The sequence below is a fragment of the Gordonia sp. 852002-10350_SCH5691597 genome (assembly GCF_001665715.1).
Lineage (GTDB): Bacteria > Actinomycetota > Actinomycetes > Mycobacteriales > Mycobacteriaceae > Gordonia > Gordonia sputi.
This window is the reverse complement of record NZ_LZMO01000180.1, coordinates 1-16,113: the sequence shown is the minus strand read 5'-3', so window position 1 is coordinate 16,113 and position 16,113 is coordinate 1. Positions and strand designations below refer to the sequence as shown.

14 protein-coding genes are annotated in these 16,113 nt (G+C 64.2%); 8 read left to right on the top strand and 6 right to left on the bottom strand.

Annotated elements, in window-relative coordinates:
* Positions 1 to 68: 68 nt before the first annotated feature.
* Positions 69 to 698: a TetR/AcrR family transcriptional regulator gene (locus A5777_RS12635; RefSeq protein WP_064862896.1), complete on the bottom strand. Its 630-nt coding sequence runs from the start codon at positions 696 to 698 to the stop codon at positions 69 to 71.
* A 114-nt stretch (positions 699 to 812) separates the two neighbouring features.
* Between A5777_RS12635 and A5777_RS12630 the strand changes: the two genes are divergently transcribed.
* The 5 genes from A5777_RS12630 (at position 813) to nrdF (ending at position 5,899) form a co-directional block, all read left to right on the top strand.
* Positions 813 to 1,406, top strand: coding sequence for an NADPH-dependent FMN reductase (locus A5777_RS12630; RefSeq protein ID WP_082933651.1), 594 nt, complete (start codon positions 813 to 815; stop codon positions 1,404 to 1,406).
* A gap of 340 nt (positions 1,407 to 1,746) precedes the next feature.
* Complete coding sequence (gene nrdH / locus A5777_RS12625) at positions 1,747 to 1,980, top strand: glutaredoxin-like protein NrdH (protein WP_005174646.1); 234 nt, start codon at positions 1,747 to 1,749, stop codon at positions 1,978 to 1,980.
* Positions 1,981 to 2,018: 38 nt separating this feature from the next.
* Positions 2,019 to 2,546, top strand: a complete 528-nt coding sequence (nrdI, locus tag A5777_RS12620) for a class Ib ribonucleoside-diphosphate reductase assembly flavoprotein NrdI (protein ID WP_197502373.1) — start codon at positions 2,019 to 2,021, stop codon at positions 2,544 to 2,546.
* An 86-nt stretch (positions 2,547 to 2,632) separates the two neighbouring features.
* Positions 2,633 to 4,843 carry a class 1b ribonucleoside-diphosphate reductase subunit alpha gene (gene nrdE / locus A5777_RS12615; protein WP_064862894.1) on the top strand — a complete coding sequence of 737 codons (2,211 nt, stop codon included), beginning with the start codon at positions 2,633 to 2,635 and terminating at the stop codon, positions 4,841 to 4,843.
* Positions 4,844 to 4,897: 54 nt separating this feature from the next.
* Complete coding sequence (gene nrdF / locus A5777_RS12610; RefSeq protein ID WP_005206006.1) at positions 4,898 to 5,899, top strand: class 1b ribonucleoside-diphosphate reductase subunit beta; 1,002 nt, start codon at positions 4,898 to 4,900, stop codon at positions 5,897 to 5,899.
* A gap of 10 nt (positions 5,900 to 5,909) precedes the next feature.
* Here the strand turns inward: nrdF and A5777_RS12605 are convergent, their stop codons facing one another.
* Both A5777_RS12605 and A5777_RS12600 read right to left on the bottom strand, forming a co-directional pair.
* The gene (locus A5777_RS12605) at positions 5,910 to 6,761 is read right to left on the bottom strand and encodes an SWIM zinc finger family protein (protein ID WP_064862914.1); all 852 of its coding nucleotides are present in this window, start codon (positions 6,759 to 6,761) and stop codon (positions 5,910 to 5,912) included.
* A gap of 58 nt (positions 6,762 to 6,819) precedes the next feature.
* Positions 6,820 to 9,765, bottom strand: a complete 2,946-nt coding sequence (locus A5777_RS12600) for a DEAD/DEAH box helicase (protein ID WP_064862893.1) — start codon at positions 9,763 to 9,765, stop codon at positions 6,820 to 6,822.
* A gap of 224 nt (positions 9,766 to 9,989) precedes the next feature.
* Here A5777_RS12600 and A5777_RS12595 point away from each other — a divergent pair, with 224 nt between their 5' ends.
* The gene (locus A5777_RS12595; RefSeq protein WP_231895044.1) at positions 9,990 to 11,465 is read left to right on the top strand and encodes a DUF2252 domain-containing protein; all 1,476 of its coding nucleotides are present in this window, start codon (positions 9,990 to 9,992) and stop codon (positions 11,463 to 11,465) included.
* Positions 11,466 to 11,472: 7 nt separating this feature from the next.
* On the opposite strand, the gene A5777_RS12590 is transcribed toward A5777_RS12595, so the two are convergent.
* From A5777_RS12590 to A5777_RS12580, 3 genes are all read right to left on the bottom strand, one after another.
* Entirely contained in the window at positions 11,473 to 11,961 is a 489-nt protein-coding gene (locus A5777_RS12590) for a beta-class carbonic anhydrase (protein ID WP_005206013.1), read from the bottom strand.
* Between the two features lie 86 nt (positions 11,962 to 12,047).
* Positions 12,048 to 12,833 (bottom strand): isocitrate lyase/PEP mutase family protein, encoded by a 786-nt coding sequence (locus A5777_RS12585; RefSeq protein ID WP_064862892.1) that lies wholly within the window; start codon positions 12,831 to 12,833, stop codon positions 12,048 to 12,050.
* Complete coding sequence (locus A5777_RS12580; protein WP_442903041.1) at positions 12,811 to 13,842, bottom strand: ABC transporter substrate-binding protein; 1,032 nt, start codon at positions 13,840 to 13,842, stop codon at positions 12,811 to 12,813. The genes A5777_RS12585 and A5777_RS12580 overlap by 23 nt, the downstream gene beginning before the upstream one ends.
* A 296-nt stretch (positions 13,843 to 14,138) precedes the next feature.
* On the opposite strand from A5777_RS12580, the gene ctaD reads away from it, so the two are divergent.
* Complete coding sequence (gene ctaD, locus A5777_RS12575) at positions 14,139 to 15,917, top strand: aa3-type cytochrome oxidase subunit I (RefSeq protein WP_064862890.1); 1,779 nt, start codon at positions 14,139 to 14,141, stop codon at positions 15,915 to 15,917.
* A 22-nt stretch (positions 15,918 to 15,939) separates the two neighbouring features.
* The coding region (locus tag A5777_RS25820) for an ACT domain-containing protein (RefSeq protein WP_442903042.1) at positions 15,940 to 16,113 on the top strand (174 nt) is incomplete at its 3' end.

Genomic DNA, 16,113 nt, shown 5'->3' with positions numbered 1-16,113 from the left:
ATGAACAGGCTAGGGCCGATCGTGGCGTCGCGCGCGGCGAGGTCGATTGTGCACTGCGCGTGCGATCGTCAGTTGCGTGGCAAGCCGTCGACCATCGAGGTCACCATGGTGCGCCATTGCGTGATGATCGTCTCGAGGTCGAGCCCGACGACCTCGGTCAGGTGCTTGACGGCGGTGGCGCCGAGCGGCGTGAGCAGTGCGATCGCCGTCACCTCGACTGGATCCGGGAAACCCAACTGCCGCAGCAGGATCTGGATATGCATACTCGATGCGCGGGACACGGGATGGCTCCAGAACTCGGTGCCCGGCAGGTCTGCCTCGAGCAGGATGTCGAGGTGCGCCGCGTTCATCTTCAACCGCGCGGCGCCGTAGGCGAGGAGTCGTTCGAGGGGGTCGGCGCCCGGTCCGAGCGGGGCGGGGCCCGAAAGATAGGACTGCTGTAATTCCGATTCGGAGTGGTCGAGGAGGGCGAACATCAACCCGGTTCGGCTACCGAACCGTCGGAACACGGTGCCCTTACCGACGCCTGCCTCGCGCGCGACCGCATCCATGGTGACCGCGGCGGCGCCGTGATTGTCGATCAGGTTTTTCGCTGCGGCCAGCAGCAATCGCCGATTACGTGCCGCGTCAGCGCGTTCGACGCTGTCGGGTTGGGTCAACTGCAGTGACCGTGGTCCTCCCTCGACCTCTTTACGCATGTGATGAGCCTAACGGTTGACGGATCCGCGCTGCGGAGCGAATCTCGGTGGAACAAATCGGACCGCGGTCCGGTTTTACCAACCAAGTGTAGCGCCATGAAAAGGAGAAGTCTCGTGCCAGATCACGACATCACAGCACAGAACGCCAAGGTCACCGTCGCCGTATTGGTCGGCAGCCTGAGGTCGGCATCGATCAACAAGCAGCTCGCCGAATCCGTGGTTCGCAATGCCCCCGCCGGTATCGAGTTCTCGGTGGTCGAGAACATCGGTCGTGTGCCGTTCTACAACGAAGACGTCGACTACGCGCCGGGTTCGACGGACGGCGTACTCGATCCCGAGGTCGTCGCGCTTCGGGAGCTGGTCGCCGCGGCTGATGCCGTGTTGATCGTCACGCCCGAGTACAACGGTTCGGCCCCTGCGGTGTTGAAGAACGCCATCGACTGGTTGTCCCGCCCGTACGGAGCCGGCGCTCTGACCGGCAAGCCGGTCGGTGTCATCGGGGTCGCGCTTGGCCGTTTCGGAGGGACGTGGTCGCGTGAGGACATCCGCAAGTCGGTGAAGATCGCGGGTGGACAGGTCGTCGAGGAGGTGGAGTTCGGAGTGTCCGGAAGCCAGCTCGACGACTCGGGCCGACTTCCCGCCGAGGTCATCGACGGTGCCGTCGACGCCGTGCGCGTACTGGGATCCGAGGTCGCGGTATCGGTATGAGGTAGTGATCGGTGAGGGTCTGTTGCGGCCGCCCGTGTCGGAAGAATCACAAAAATGTGAGTTCCGACCCGGGCGGTCGTCGCGTTTCGCAAGGCGACACGCCGGAGTTCACGATCGCGTAGGCCCGCGACCTGCGACTTTCATCGATGTCATTACAAGTTCTAGTGGTGCAACCAAATGTCAGACACAAGGTGTAGTGTTTGGAACACCAGCAAGGCCGACGACGAGGATCGCTTGTAACCCTCCGAGACGGCGGTGGGGTCGGTGACCCAGATCACTATCTTCACTCTGGAGAATCACCTGAGGCAGTACGACGTCACCACGACCGAGGAGCAATCTGATGGCCATCACCGTCTACACCAAGCCGGCCTGCGTGCAGTGCAATGCCACCTACAAAGCTCTCGACAAGCAGGGCATCGAGTACGAGGTCGTCGACATCACCCAGGATGCAGACGCTCGCGATTACGTCATGGCTCTCGGGTACCTGCAGGCGCCCGTCGTCGTCGCCGACGATGAGCACTGGTCGGGCTTCCGTCTCGACCGCATCAAAGCGTTGGCAACACGCGCAGCCTGAAGCCTTCGCATCACGATCCGAAGGGGAAGCCGGATCGAATGTCTCTCACAACATCGTCTCTTGAAGCACCATCTCTCACGTCACATCCGTCTCTCGAGTCACCGCTGATCGTTTATTTCTCATCGGTGTCGGAGAACACTCATCGGTTCGTCGAGAAGCTGGGAATGCGCGCGGCGCGTATCCCGGTTCTCGACGGCGAGCGGTCCGGAGGTGCGGTATTCGAGGTCGACGAACCCTACGTCCTGATCTGTCCTACCTACGGCGGCGGCAAACCGTCGTCGACGGGAGGCAACGGTTTCGTGCCGAAGCAGGTCATCAAGTTCCTGAACAACACACACAACCGTTCGCTGATCCGTGGCGTCATTGCCGCGGGGAACACGAACTTCGGCGAGGAGTACTGTCTCGCCGGCGACATCATCTCGCGTAAGTGCTCGGTTCCGTATCTCTACCGATTCGAGCTCATGGGCACTTCTGACGACGTCGACCGCGTCCGCAGCGGTCTGGCCGACTTCTCGCGCAGCGACGCCTTCGTCGATCCCGAGACGGCAGCCAACGTCCGAGCCTGAGTGTCGGTACCGCCCGCTATCGTCTCGACCATCCGGCAACCCTTCCATCACCTTCACACGCATCCCACACTCCGAGGAGTCTCTTCGTGTCGCCTACCGCATCCGTCTCGGAATCCACAGTCCCGGACACCACCACGTCGGCGAGTGTGTCAGGCGTGCACGCCGGCCCGGCCGATCACGATCCGGGTGAGCTCGACTACCACGCGCTCAACGCGATGTTGAACCTGTACGACATCGACGGGAAGATCCAGTTCGAGAAGGATCGCGAGGCTGCACATCAGTACTTCCTGCAGCACGTCAACCAGAACACGGTGTTCTTCCACGATCTCGACGAGAAGCTCGACTATCTCCTCGAGGAGAACTACTACGAGCCGGAGGTTCTCGCCAAGTACGACCGTGAGTTCGTGAAGCTGCTCTTCGGTCACGCCTACGGCAAGAAGTTCCGTTTCCCGACGTTCCTCGGAGCGTTCAAGTACTACACCAGCTACACACTGAAGACCTTTGACGGAAAGCGCTACCTCGAGCGTTTCGAGGATCGTGTGTGCATGGTCGCGCTGACGCTCGCCGACGGCGATACGTCGCTGGCACGTGCGCTGGTCGACGAGATCATCGAGGGCCGATTCCAGCCTGCGACACCCACGTTCCTCAACTCGGGAAAGAAGCAGCGCGGTGAGCCGGTGAGTTGCTTCCTGCTTCGCATCGAAGACAACATGGAATCCATTGGGCGAGCGATCAATTCGGCGCTGCAACTGTCCAAGCGGGGGGGTGGTGTCGCGCTGTTGCTCAGCAATATCCGTGAGCACGGCGCGCCGATCAAGAAGATCGAGAACCAGAGCTCGGGTGTCATTCCGATCATGAAGCTGCTCGAGGACTCGTTCTCGTATGCCAATCAGCTCGGCGCACGGCAGGGTGCGGGCGCGGTGTACCTGCACGCACACCACCCCGACATCTACCGCTTCCTCGACACCAAGCGCGAGAACGCCGACGAGAAGATCCGCATCAAGACGCTGAGCCTCGGTGTGGTCATCCCCGACATCACCTTCCAGCTCGCCAAGAACAACGACGACATGTACCTGTTCAGTCCGTACGACGTCGAGCGTGTCTACGGGGTGCCGTTCGCCGACATCAACGTGACGGACAAGTACCACGAGATGGTCGAGGACCGGCGGATTCGCAAGACCAAGATCAAGGCGCGTGAGTTCTTCCAGACTCTCGCCGAGCTGCAGTTCGAGTCGGGTTACCCCTACATCATGTTCGAGGACACGGTGAACCGGGCGAACCCGATCGACGGAAAGATCACCCACTCCAACCTGTGCTCGGAGATCCTGCAGGTCTCGACGCCGTCGACTTACAACGACGACCTCTCGTATTCCCATGTGGGCAAAGACATCTCGTGCAACCTGGGTTCACTCAACATCGCCAAGACCATGGATTCTCCCGATATCGGGCAGACGATCGACACGGCCATCCGCGGCCTGACCGCGGTGAGTGACCAGACGGCGATCACCTCGGTGCCCTCGATCGAGAAGGGCAACAACGATTCGCATGCCATCGGCCTCGGCCAGATGAACCTGCACGGTTATCTGGCACGCGAGCGCATCTTCTACGGCAGCGACGAGGGCATCGATTTCACGAACATGTACTTCTACACGGTGCTGTTCCACGCACTGCGGGCGTCGAATGCGATTGCGCGCGAACGCGGTAGGTCGTTCGCGGGCTTCGAGAAGTCCACGTATGCCAGCGGCGAGTTCTTCGACAAGTACACCGATCAGGTGTGGGAGCCCGCGACCGAGCGGGTACGAGAACTGTTCGCCGACGCCGAGATCGACATCCCTACGCAGGACGACTGGCGTGAGCTGAAGGCTGCCGTGCAGCGCGACGGCATCTACAACCAGAACCTGCAGGCGGTGCCCCCGACCGGATCGATCAGCTACATCAACCACTCGACGAGCTCGATCCACCCGGTCGCGGCGAAGATCGAGATCCGCAAGGAAGGCAAGATCGGCCGTGTCTACTACCCGGCGCCGTACATGACGAACGACAACCTGGACTACTACCAGGATGCGTACGAGATCGGCTACGAGAAGATCATCGACACCTACGCCGCCGCGACCCAGCACGTCGACCAGGGGTTGAGTCTCACGCTGTTCTTCAAGGACACCGCGACCACGCGCGACGTCAACAAGGCGCAGATCTACGCTTGGCGCAAGGGGATCAAGACGCTCTACTACATCCGCCTGCGTCAGATCGCACTGGAGGGTACCGAGGTAGAGGGCTGCGTCAGCTGCATGCTGTAAACCACCACACCGCACACCTCCCAACCGTCAACACCGCCCCAGGAGGCGACCACCATGACCGCAGGCACGCACAGTCCCGCAGACGGCGCACCCATCAAGCTGGTGAGCCGGGTCTCGGCCATCAACTGGAACCGAGTGCCCGACGAGAAGGACGCGGAGGTGTGGGACCGCCTGACAGGCAATTTCTGGTTGCCCGAGAAGGTTCCTGTTTCCAACGACATCCCATCGTGGAACACGTTGACCGAGTACGAGAAACAGCTCACGATGCGTGTCTTCACGGGCCTCACGCTGCTCGACACCATCCAGGGCACCGTCGGTGCAGTGTCGCTGATCCCGGATGCGACCACGCCGCATGAAGAGGCGGTGCTGACCAACATCGCGTTCATGGAGTCGGTGCACGCGAAGAGCTACAGTTCGATCTTCTCCACGCTGTGTTCCACCAAGGAGATCGACGAGGCGTTCCGGTGGTCAGAGGAGAACGAGCAACTGCAGCGCAAAGCGCAGATCGTCATGGACTACTACCGTGGCGACGATCCGCTCAAGCGTAAGGTCGCCTCGACGCTGCTCGAGTCGTTCCTCTTCTACTCCGGCTTCTACCTCCCGATGTACTGGTCGAGTCGGGCGAAGCTCACCAACACAGCCGATCTGATCCGGCTGATCATCCGCGACGAGGCCGTGCACGGCTACTACATCGGCTACAAGTATCAGCGCGGGTTGGAGACGCAGACCCCGGAGCGTCGCCAGGAACTCAAGGACTACACCTTCGAGTTGCTGTTCGACCTGTACGACAACGAATCCGACTACACCGAGGCGCTCTACGACGAGGTCGGACTGACCGAGGACGTCAAAAAGTTCCTGCGCTACAACGCGAACAAGGCGTTGATGAACCTCGGCTACGAGGCGATGTTCCCGCGCGACGACATCGACGTGAACCCCGCGATCCTGTCGGCGCTGTCGCCCAACGCCGACGAGAACCACGACTTCTTCTCCGGTTCGGGCAGTTCCTATGTCATCGGCAAGGCCGTCAACACCGAGGACGAGGACTGGGACTTCTGATCGGCCGCAGCTACTCCTGCACCAGCCTGTCGTAGAGATCGCCGAGTTCGTCGACGGCTTCGGCGATGTCGCCGGGCGCGACCCCGGACGCCCGCAGGGCCGCGCGCAGCGCCGTTCCGTCGAGGTCTGTGAGCGGGTTGCCGCGTGGCGGCCGAGGCAGCGGTGGCAGCGGTGCACGTGTTCCGAAGAAGTCGACGGCGCCGAGGTCGTCGTGCTCGGCGCTCCCATCGCGGACTTTGCTCTGGCCGTTGGCGCCCGACTTGTTCGGCTCGGCGGACTCGTCCGGAGCTGTGCCGCTGTCATTGCCCAGAGCGTCGAGCAGAGACGGCAGGTCGGTGCCCATGACCGTGAACAGCGTGAGTGGGGAGCGGTCGATCTCGGCGGCAACCTCGTAGGCGACGGCCAGCACATGAATGCACCGGACCGACTCGTCGGGACACGTGCACTGCGAGGCGACGTCGGCCGACTCCGTCGGCCCGAGCAGCTCGCCGACGATCGGTGGTTGTTCACCACGCGCGACCGACATCACCTCCGCGACACCGGCGCGGCTGCGGAGCAGCGTGGCGACGGTGTCGACGTCGACCGTGCGCATCGAGAGGATCACGTCGAACGGTTCGAGTTGGCTGCCCTCCACCGATGCGGTCACCTGGCCGGGTCGGATGGACAGGCGATGCACGTGGCGGTCGCGAAAGTATCGTCGCGCCTTGCTGATTCGTCGGCTGTCTACTGACTCGGTGACCGAGCCCGCGCGCTGTGCGCCGGTGGCGTCGGCGATGTCGGTTCTGCCCTCGACAACGTCGACGAAGGCACGCGACCAGCGGGTCACCGCGTAGCCGCGCACCGGAACCGTCCCGCGCCTCATCTCGTGTGCCTCACGTGACTCGACCGCCCGCGTCTCGTGCATGCGTAGGTGTGCTCGGTCATTCGCTGACCGCCTCGTCGCGTAGTCGGAAGAGGTCGAACAGTTCGTCGTCGCCGAGGTCGCCGATCCAGTTCTCGCCTGCCGACACCGTCAGTCGCGACAGCTCGCGCTTCTTGGCGACCATGTCGTCGATGCGTTCCTCCAGGGTGCCGACGCAGACGAATCGTCGGACATGGACTCGTTGGTGTTGACCGATGCGATAGGCGCGATCGGTTGCCTGATCCTCGACGGCGGGGTTCCACCAGCGGTCGACATGCACGACGTGGGTTGCGGCGGTGAGGTTCAATCCGGTACCACCTGCCTTCAGCGTTGCGACGAGGATCGGGGGAGAGCCAGTCGACTCCTGTGTGCGACCGGCGTCTTGCCCTTGGAACTGCGCGACCATCCGGTCGCGTTCGGTGCGGCCGATACCACCGTGCAACAACGGGATCGGAGTGTCGAGCTGGTCGGACAACCATGTCGCCAACATCTCGCCGAACGCCGCGAACTGCGTGAAGACGAGCGCTTTGTCGCCATCGTCGACGAGTGTGGTCGCGATGTCGCCGAGTAGTTCGAGCTTCCCCGAGCGGTGCCGGTCTCGCCGCATCATGGGTGAACCGTCGCCGAGATAGTGCGCCGGATGGTTGCACACCTGCTTGAGTCGCGTCAGCGCGGCGAGCACGGTCCGCCTGCGCATGGCGCGCTGCTGTTTGTCGCGTAGCGCGACCATCAGATCGTCGATGATCGCGCGGTAAAGCGCCGCCTGTTCGACGGTGAGGTTCGCGCGCACGGTGATCTCGGTCTTCTCCGGGAGATCGCTGATGATCGAGGGATCGGTCTTCTCCCTGCGCAGAATGAACGGTCGGGTGGCGCGGTTGAGTCGTCGAAGTGCTTCGGGATCGCGGTCGCGTTCGATGGGTTCGGCGAACCGCGCCCGGAACGTCGACGCCGAGCCGAGTAGGCCGGGATTCACGAGGTCGATCACGGCTCGCAGGTCCTCGAGGCGGTTCTCGACGGGCGTGCCGGTCAACGCAACCCGATGACGGGCGGGGATGGCGCGCAACGCTTTTGCGGCAGCTGTTCTGACGTTCTTCACATGCTGCGCCTCGTCGACGACGATGCGCCGCCACCGCTGCCCTGCCAACAGCTCACGATCCCTGGTGGCGATCGCGAAGGTGGTGATGACCACGTCGACATCGGCGATCGTGGACGCGAAGGTGGCGCTGCGTGCGCGATCCGCACCGTGGTGGACGTGAACGCGCAGGCTCGGTGCGAAGTGGTTCAACTCACGAGACCAGTTGCCCACCAACGACATCGGGCACACCACGAGTGTGGGGGCGTGGTCGGTCGGCATGCCGTCGCGTTCGGCACACAGCAGTGCGATGACCTGGACGGTCTTGCCGAGTCCCATGTCGTCGGCGAGTACGCCTCCGATGCCCAGAGCGCTCAGGTGGGCCAACCACTCGAGCCCGCGCTGCTGATAGGGGCGCAGCACAGCTCGAAGTTCCGGCGGCGCGGGGACCGGCTCGGCTCGCAGCATCGAGCCGGCGGCGACGTCGTCGAGCCAGCCGAGGCCGCGCACGGAGCCCACTGGGATGGGGAGGGAGTCGGCGGTGCCGGTCACGAGTCCGAACAGTTCGCCCATGTCGGCGGGCTCGCCGGATGCGCGCAACGCCCGTTGGGTGCGGATGAAGGTGGCGGCACGCGTCAACGCGGCACCCTCCGCACGCATCCATACGCCACGCACCCGAACGAGATCGCCCTTCTGCCTGGACAATTCGTCGAGATCGGAATCTGTGAGGGTGATGGCATCGGGGCCGTCGCCCAGAGCGAGGCGCCACTCGAACTCGCGCATCTCGCGTAACCCGACCATGCGTGCGGGTGCGCCGCCGCCGGACACCGGGGCGGCGCGAAGACCGAGAGACGGCCGCACGTCGGCGATCGTGCGCGGCAGGAGTACGGGGAAGCCCGCGTCGGCGAGAAGCGCGGTGCCGGACTCCAGAAGCTGTTCGACGCTGTCGGTCGGCAACAGGAAGTCGAGCGTGTTGCGGTCGGGATCAGCTTTGGCGAGTTCGCCGAACGCGCGGACCGCAGATGCGAGTTCGGTGGTCACCTGGTCGAGCTCGTGTGCGTCGAGGCGGTGTGGCGCAACGGGTTCGGTGTGGCCGTCGGGTGCACGACGGCACACCTGGAGTCGCCAGCGCGGATCGGGAGGTGGCCCGTCATCCCATGCACCGAAGGTGTCGTCGGGATCGGGCAGATCGGCGGGTTCGAAGAGCCGGAACACCAGCAGCGACTCGTCCTGAGGTGCGCTGCCGGCCCATTGGCTCCACGCGGTGTGCGCCGCCGGTCTGCGTGCTGAGTCGGGGGCCGCGGCGTCGTCGACCAGCGCCGCGAGTACCGGCGTCGACGGCTGCACGGGGCCCAGCCGTTCCGCCGAGTCGGCCAGTCGGGCGCGGCATGTGTGGTCGACCAATTCACCTGCGAAGTCGGCGAGCGCCTCCGCTCCGCCGTTGTGGGTGAGGGCGTCCGGTGCCCCGGCGGTGATCACCGTCATCCAACTGCGCCATGCCGCGGTGGGAATCGGTGTCCAGCGAACGACGGTCTCGCCGCCCAGATCAGTGATGACGGGTGCGACCGAACCTGCCGCGACGAAACTGCGCACGCCGTCGAGCATCATTCGGTACCACCGGACGTCGCCCGCCACGGGTGTCGAGCGAGAAGCGTCGAGCGCAGCGACCGCCGATGATGTTCCCAGCGTGATCGCGGCGACGAACTCGCGGCGCCCGGTCGCTGCGATCATTCCGATGTCGCGTCGAAAACGCTTACCTGCCAACAATTGTCCGAGTTCGTCCGGCAGGTCCGCATCGTTGTCGAGCCAGATGGCCATACCGATGCCCGGTCGCCACAGCGTGTGCCAGCCCGGCGCCTGCGGCGCGCTACCTGTTGTCGGCGTGATCGACATTCAGTATCAGCATGGTGCGGACGCGTGGCGAAGACGCGGCAGGGTGGTCGAGACGGCAGGGTGGTCGAGATGGCAGGGTTTCGAGACGGCGGGGTTTTCGGGCACGTCGGAGCATCCATCTGGAACGGCGGACATGGTTCGAGATTAACTCTCGACCACGACACGGCGTGGTCGAGAGTGGTCGAAGCTGCGCGAGGTGACGTCTCACGCGCCACACTGGTTGCATGACCTCTCCGACGGATGGAGCCGACGCTTCCATGCAGGAGTCCGGATCGCCCGGCGCCGACTCGCCGCACTTTCCCTCCCAACCCACCACCGCGAGCGGGCCGGTAACGCAGTCGGCGGCGCTGGCGGCCGGACCGACCGAGTACGCCTCTACAGAGGGCTCGAAGGGTAAGGCGGCGCGCAAGAAGGTGCCGAGGACGTGGCTGGGGGAGTGGGACCCGTCCAGACGCGGTCACGACGCGTTGGAAACCATATTGTCGCAGAACGAGATTCGCGATCAACGACTGCTCCCCATCCGGCATGGGCGGATGGCGGCGTCGCCGTGGACCTACTACCGGGGAGCCGCCGCCGTCATGGCGGCCGATCTCGCGTCGCGACCGAACACCGACATTCACGTCCAGATGTGTGGCGACGCCCACGTGCTGAACTTCGGGATGTGGAACACGCCCGAGCGGACACTGGCCTTTGATCTCCGTGACTTCGACGAGACGCTGCCGGGGCCGTTCGAATGGGACCTGCTGCGCTTTGTCGCGAGTCTCGTGGTCCTCGCCCGTGACAACGGTATCGACGAGCAGGCGGCAGTCAAGGCGGTTCGCGCAGGATTCACCGGCTACCGCGAGTCGATCGCCACCTACGCGAGTTGGCCGATCCTCGACGTGTGGTCGGCAAAGGTCTCCGCGGACGACCTGGTGGGGTACCTGGCACCGGACGAGGGTGCCCAGCTGGACAAGTACCTCACCAAACGCGCCGAGAAACGAACCAACAGGGGAGCGTCGAAGAAGTTCACCCACCTCGTCGACGGCCGACGGACCATCATCGAGGACCCGCCTTACCGCACGCACGGGCTGGGACAGATCGACGATGTACTCAACGACGTCCTGGTGGGCTACTACGGCTCGATCCGGGAGAACATCGCGGCGTTGCTGCGTCGCTTCGATCTCGTCGACGTCGTGCAGCAGGTGGTGGGCGTCGGGAGCGTCGGAATGCGTGTCTATCTCACCCTCAGCGAGGAGCACCAGACCGGTGACCCGCTGTTCTTCCAGATCAAACAGGCCGCGCCGTCGGTGTACGAGAAGTTCCTCGGCCCCAGCGTGTATCCCAATCACGGACAGCGTGTGGTCAACGGGCAACGGCTGATCCAGAGCGCGTCGGACAGCTTTCTCGGATGGTCGACGATCCGCGAATGGGATTTCTACGTCAGGCAGTTCCGTGACGGGAAGGTCATTCCAGACGGCAAATCGGTTGCGCCACGGCTCGCGACCTTCGCCACCGCATGCGGTCACGTTCTCGCTCGTGCCCATGCCCGCAGCGGTGACGCCAGGGCGATCGACGAGTACTTCGGCAAGTCGGACAAGACCCAGGAATCCGTGGTCGGTTTCGCCCAGGCGTATGCCGATCAGACCGAGCGGGACCACGCCCAACTGGTCGCCGCAATTGATGACGGGACCGTCGAATCGGCGCCCGGCTGGCCGTGAGTGGCCGTCAGCTCACCTCTGTGAGCCGCCCGGTCGCGACGTCGAAGACGAATCCTCGCAGTGAACTCGTCTTGGTGATGAACGGGCTGTTCCGGATGCGCGCGAGTGACTGCCGGACATCCTCCTCGACGTCGGGGAACGATTCGGCAGCCCACTCGGGCTTTTGACCGATCTCATTCTGGATCTCGCGTTTGAACTCGTCGTCGGTGAACGTCAGCATGCCGCAGTCGGTGTGGTGGATGAGGATGATCTCGGTGGTACCGAGCAGCCGCTGACTGATGGTCAGCGAACGGATCTCGTCGTCGGTGACGACGCCTCCCGCGTTGCGGATGACGTGTGCCTCACCCTCGTTGATGCCGAGCGCGCGGTAGACGTCGAGGCGTGCGTCCATGCACGCGACGACGGCGACGTGCTTGCTCGGCGGCAGGGGCAGCGGACCGCTGAACGTTGCGGCGTAGGCGTCGTTGTTGGCCAGGTACTCGTCGGTGACAGTCATGGGTCGAGCCTTGTCGACGCTGCCCACCGGCGGGAACACTTGCGATCAGTCTGGGTCGATCTCGGTTGGGAATGCGAGCGCCGCGCTCACTGCCACGCGTGCAACAGTTCGACGGCGCGTTCGGCGAGGTTGGCCTGCCAGAATGGCCCGAAACTGATGCGTCCGACGCCGAGCTCGGCGAAGTGCGCCCGCCCGGAATCGGCTGCCGGGTTACCGATCGCGTTGACCGGAAGCGGGAGTTCGGCGGTGAGCGTGCGATAGACGTCGTCGGTGTGGCGGCCGACGGGATAGAGGCAACTCGCGCCGGCGTCGGCGCACAGTCGCAGGCGTGCCACCGCGCGTTCGACGCGGTCGGACTCGTCGCCGTCGGCGCGGAGGAACAGGTCGGTGCGGGCGTTGATCACCACGGGAACCCCTGCGGCGACGGAGGCCGCCCGCAACTCCCCGATGAGCGCGGCGTGCTCGGAGTCGCTGCGCAGGCGCCCACCCTCGGAGTGGACGGTGTCCTCGATGTTGAGCCCGACGGCACCCACCGATAGCAGCCCCTCGATCAGCCGGGACGCGCTTTCGCCATACCCCGATTCGACGTCGACCGACACCGGGAGGGCAGTGGCCGCGGTGATCTGTCGGACCCGGGTCAGGAGGTCGTCGAACGTCATTCCCTCGTTGTCGGACTTGCCGATCGAGTCGGCGACGGGATGACTGCCCACGGTCAGGCCGGAGAATCCCGCGTCGGTGGCGATCGTCGCCGACCAGGCGTCCCAGACGGTGGGAAGCACGACGGGGCTGCCGGGTTGGTGCAGCGCGAGCAGAGCCTGCGCCTTGGCGGCCAGAGCGTCGGGTGAGGAGTCAGTAGCTTCCGGAGTTGCCATTGAGTGAACCTTTCACGTCGTTCAGCACGAGCCACGCGGCGGCGAGTCCCGACGTGCGATACCAGACGTCGTCGTCGACGATGAGGACCCGTTTCCAGGTCGGCGCACCCATGTCCAGCCAGCGGTCGCTGAGGAGGACCTCTTTGCCGTGTGCGAGACCTGCCGAACCCTCGAAGGAAACATAGATCAGATCGGCGTCGGCGTCCTTGAAGTTCTCGTCGGTGACGACGGTGGTGCCTGCAGAGCGTTGTGACGCCGGCCGCTGCACCCCGACGGTCGAGAGGATCTGACCCGCGAAGCTGTCGGTTCCCGCGATCACTTCGGAGTTGTTGCCGAATCGGACCAACGACACCTGGGAGTGGGCGGCGTCCATACGTTTGCCGGTCTTGCGTGCTTCCGTGTCGAACTCGTCGAGCAGGCGCGGTCCCTGCGACGCCCTGCCGAGTGCGTCGGCGACCTCGGTGAACTGAGTGCGCCAGTCGCCCGACTCGATGGTGGTCACCCTGGTGGACCTGAATGCCTTGGCGGCCGTCGCGGTGTCGGGAGTGGTCAGTACGACGTCGGGTGTTGCGGCGCCGACCGCCGCGGCGTCGGGCGAGGTGCCGATCGTGGGTACCGACGTCAGCTGTGGACCGAGGTAGGCGGGAATGCTGTTGGGCGCAGACGTCACCGCGACGACTTTCGAGCCGATGCCCAGTGCGCAAATCGCGTCGAGGAGCGACGGATCGGTGACGACGATGCGGTTGACGTCCGACTGGGGTTCATCCGACGCCGTCGGAGCGAGGCAGGTCTTGCTGTAATCGCGGTCGGGTGAGACCACGTTGACGTCGGCGATGCGCGTCGTCGAGGTGCTGATGGTCTTGCCGTCGGGCGTGGTCAATGCCGTGTTGTCGTCGGAGCATCCCGACAAGCCCATCGCGAGCGCACCCGCCACGACGAGGGCGCCGAGGTGGATGCTGACCTTGCGCGTGCGACCTTTTCCGACCGCACTTTGCTTCCCGCCTGACACGCAGATCAACCTAGCACCGCCGCGCGGCCGTCTTTCGTGGCAGACCGTGGAGGTTGGCGTGACGTCTCTGCAGGGCCTGGAATCGACCGCGCGACACGTCGTGTCGGCGGCCCAATATGGGCACTGACATGCCCTTTTCGGCTGTGCCGGAGAATTTGTACGACAGATCGTAGGACCCACTCGGCCCGGCCGGGGTGAAGGGGCTACGATCGGTAACCAGCGCTCGGTGTGTCATTGCCAGCGGTAGTTTTTCGTTCGTTGCCGTCCCGAGCTCACGGTCGGTTAGAGGAGGATCTGTGACCGCGGTAGACCAGCCCACAACCCAGGTTGTGCCAGCGCGCCCGTACCCTGCGCGCTATCAGCCCAAGGGTTCTTTCATCTACAAGCTGATCACCACGACCGATCACAAGTTGATCGGCATGATGTACATCACCGCCTGCTTCGCGTTCTTCCTGATCGGCGGCTTGATGGCGCTGCTCATGCGCGCCGAGCTGGCCCATCCGGGCATGCAGTTCCTGTCGACGGAGCAGTTCAACCAGCTCTTCACGATGCACGGCACCGTGATGCTGCTGATGTACGCGACGCCTATCGTGATCGGCTTCGCCAACTTCGTTCTCCCGCTGCAGATCGGATCGCCCGACGTCGCGTTCCCGCGACTGAACGCCTTCGGCTTCTGGCTGTTCGTGTTCGGTTCGACGATTGCCATCGGTGGCTTCCTGACCCCGGGTGGCGCTGCTGACTTCGGTTGGACCGCCTACACGCCGCTGACCGACGCGGTGCACTCGCCCGGCGTCGGCGCCGACCTGTGGATCATGGGTCTCGGTGTGTCTGGTCTCGGCACCATCCTCGGTGCGGTCAACATGGTCACGACCGTCGTCTGTCTGCGTGCCCCCGGCATGACGATGTTCCGCATGCCGATCTTCACCTGGAACATCCTGGTGACCAGCGTCCTGATCCTGCTGATCTTCCCGCTGCTGACCGCTGCGCTGCTCGGCCTCGAGGTTGATCGACAATTCGGCGCGCATCTCTACGACCCCGCCAACGGTGGTGTGATCCTCTGGCAGCACCTCTTCTGGTTCTTCGGACACCCCGAGGTGTACGTCATCGCGCTGCCGTTCTTCGGCATCGTGTCGGAGGTGTTCCCTGTCTTCAGCCGTAAGCCGATCTTCGGTTACTCCGGTCTGGTGTACGCAACGCTGGCCATCGCTGCACTGTCGGTGGCTGTGTGGGCGCACCACATGTACGTGACGGGCGCGGTTCTGCTGCCGTTCTTCTCCTTCATGACGTTCCTGATCGCGGTGCCGACCGGTGTGAAGTTCTTCAACTGGATAGGCACGATGTGGAAGGGAAACATCACGTTCGAGACGCCGATGCTCTTCTCTGTCGGCTTCATCGTGACGTTCCTCTTCGGTGGTCTCACCGGCGTCCTGCTGGCCAGCCCGCCGCTGGACTTCCACCTCTCCGACAGCTACTTCGTCGTCGCGCACTTCCACTACGTGTTGTTCGGCACGATCGTGTTCGCCACCTACGCGGGAATCTACTTCTGGTTCCCCAAGATGACCGGACGCATGCTCGACGAGCGCCTGGGCAAGTGGCACTTCTGGCTGACCTTCATCGGTTTCCACACAACCTTCTTGGTCCAGCACTGGCTGGGCAACGAGGGCATGCCGCGCCGCTACGCCGACTACCTCCCGTCCGATGGATTCACCCGCCTGAACGAGATCTCGACTGTCGGTGCGTTCATCCTTGGTTTGTCGACGCTGCCGTTCCTGTGGAACGTCTTCAAGAGCTACCGCTACGGCGAGGTCGTGACCGTCGACGATCCGTGGGGCTTCGGCAACTCGCTCGAGTGGGCGACCAGTTGCCCGCCGCCGCGCCACAACTTCACCGAGCTTCCCCGCATTCGCTCCGAGCGTCCTGCGTTCGAACTGCACTACCCGCACATGGTCGATCGAATGCGTGAAGAAGCGCACGTCGGTGGCGGCCACGGGCATGAGAGCAGGGTGGCCGAGGATGTGCGTCGCGATCCGCTGACCACCGGCAGCCACGAGGCATCCGGCGACCGCGACCGCTGATCGCGGTCCTCACATCGCCTCGATGGAGCAATCCACACCGGTCCTGATCACGGTCACCGGCCCGGACAAGCCGGGCGTCACCTCGGTCCTCATGGGCGCACTCGCGGCGCAGCAGGTGAGCCTGCTCGACGATGTCCTGAACTTCTTCGGGGTCGGTGTCGACCGAGACCATCACGCCGAGGGTCAGGCGGTCGTT

Coding starts and splice junctions, on each gene's coding strand:
- A5777_RS12635 (WP_064862896.1), bottom strand. CDS start 698: ATGCGTAAAGAGGTCGAGGGAGGACCACGGTCACTGCAGTTGACCCAA.
- nrdH (WP_005174646.1), top strand. CDS start 1,747: ATGGCCATCACCGTCTACACCAAGCCGGCCTGCGTGCAGTGCAATGCC.
- nrdI (WP_197502373.1), top strand. CDS start 2,019: ATGTCTCTCACAACATCGTCTCTTGAAGCACCATCTCTCACGTCACAT.
- nrdF (WP_005206006.1), top strand. CDS start 4,898: ATGACCGCAGGCACGCACAGTCCCGCAGACGGCGCACCCATCAAGCTG.
- A5777_RS12605 (WP_064862914.1), bottom strand. CDS start 6,761: ATGAGGCGCGGGACGGTTCCGGTGCGCGGCTACGCGGTGACCCGCTGG.
- A5777_RS12600 (WP_064862893.1), bottom strand. CDS start 9,765: ATGTCGATCACGCCGACAACAGGTAGCGCGCCGCAGGCGCCGGGCTGG.
- A5777_RS12595 (WP_231895044.1), top strand. CDS start 9,990: ATGACCTCTCCGACGGATGGAGCCGACGCTTCCATGCAGGAGTCCGGA.
- A5777_RS12590 (WP_005206013.1), bottom strand. CDS start 11,961: ATGACTGTCACCGACGAGTACCTGGCCAACAACGACGCCTACGCCGCA.
- A5777_RS12585 (WP_064862892.1), bottom strand. CDS start 12,833: ATGGCAACTCCGGAAGCTACTGACTCCTCACCCGACGCTCTGGCCGCC.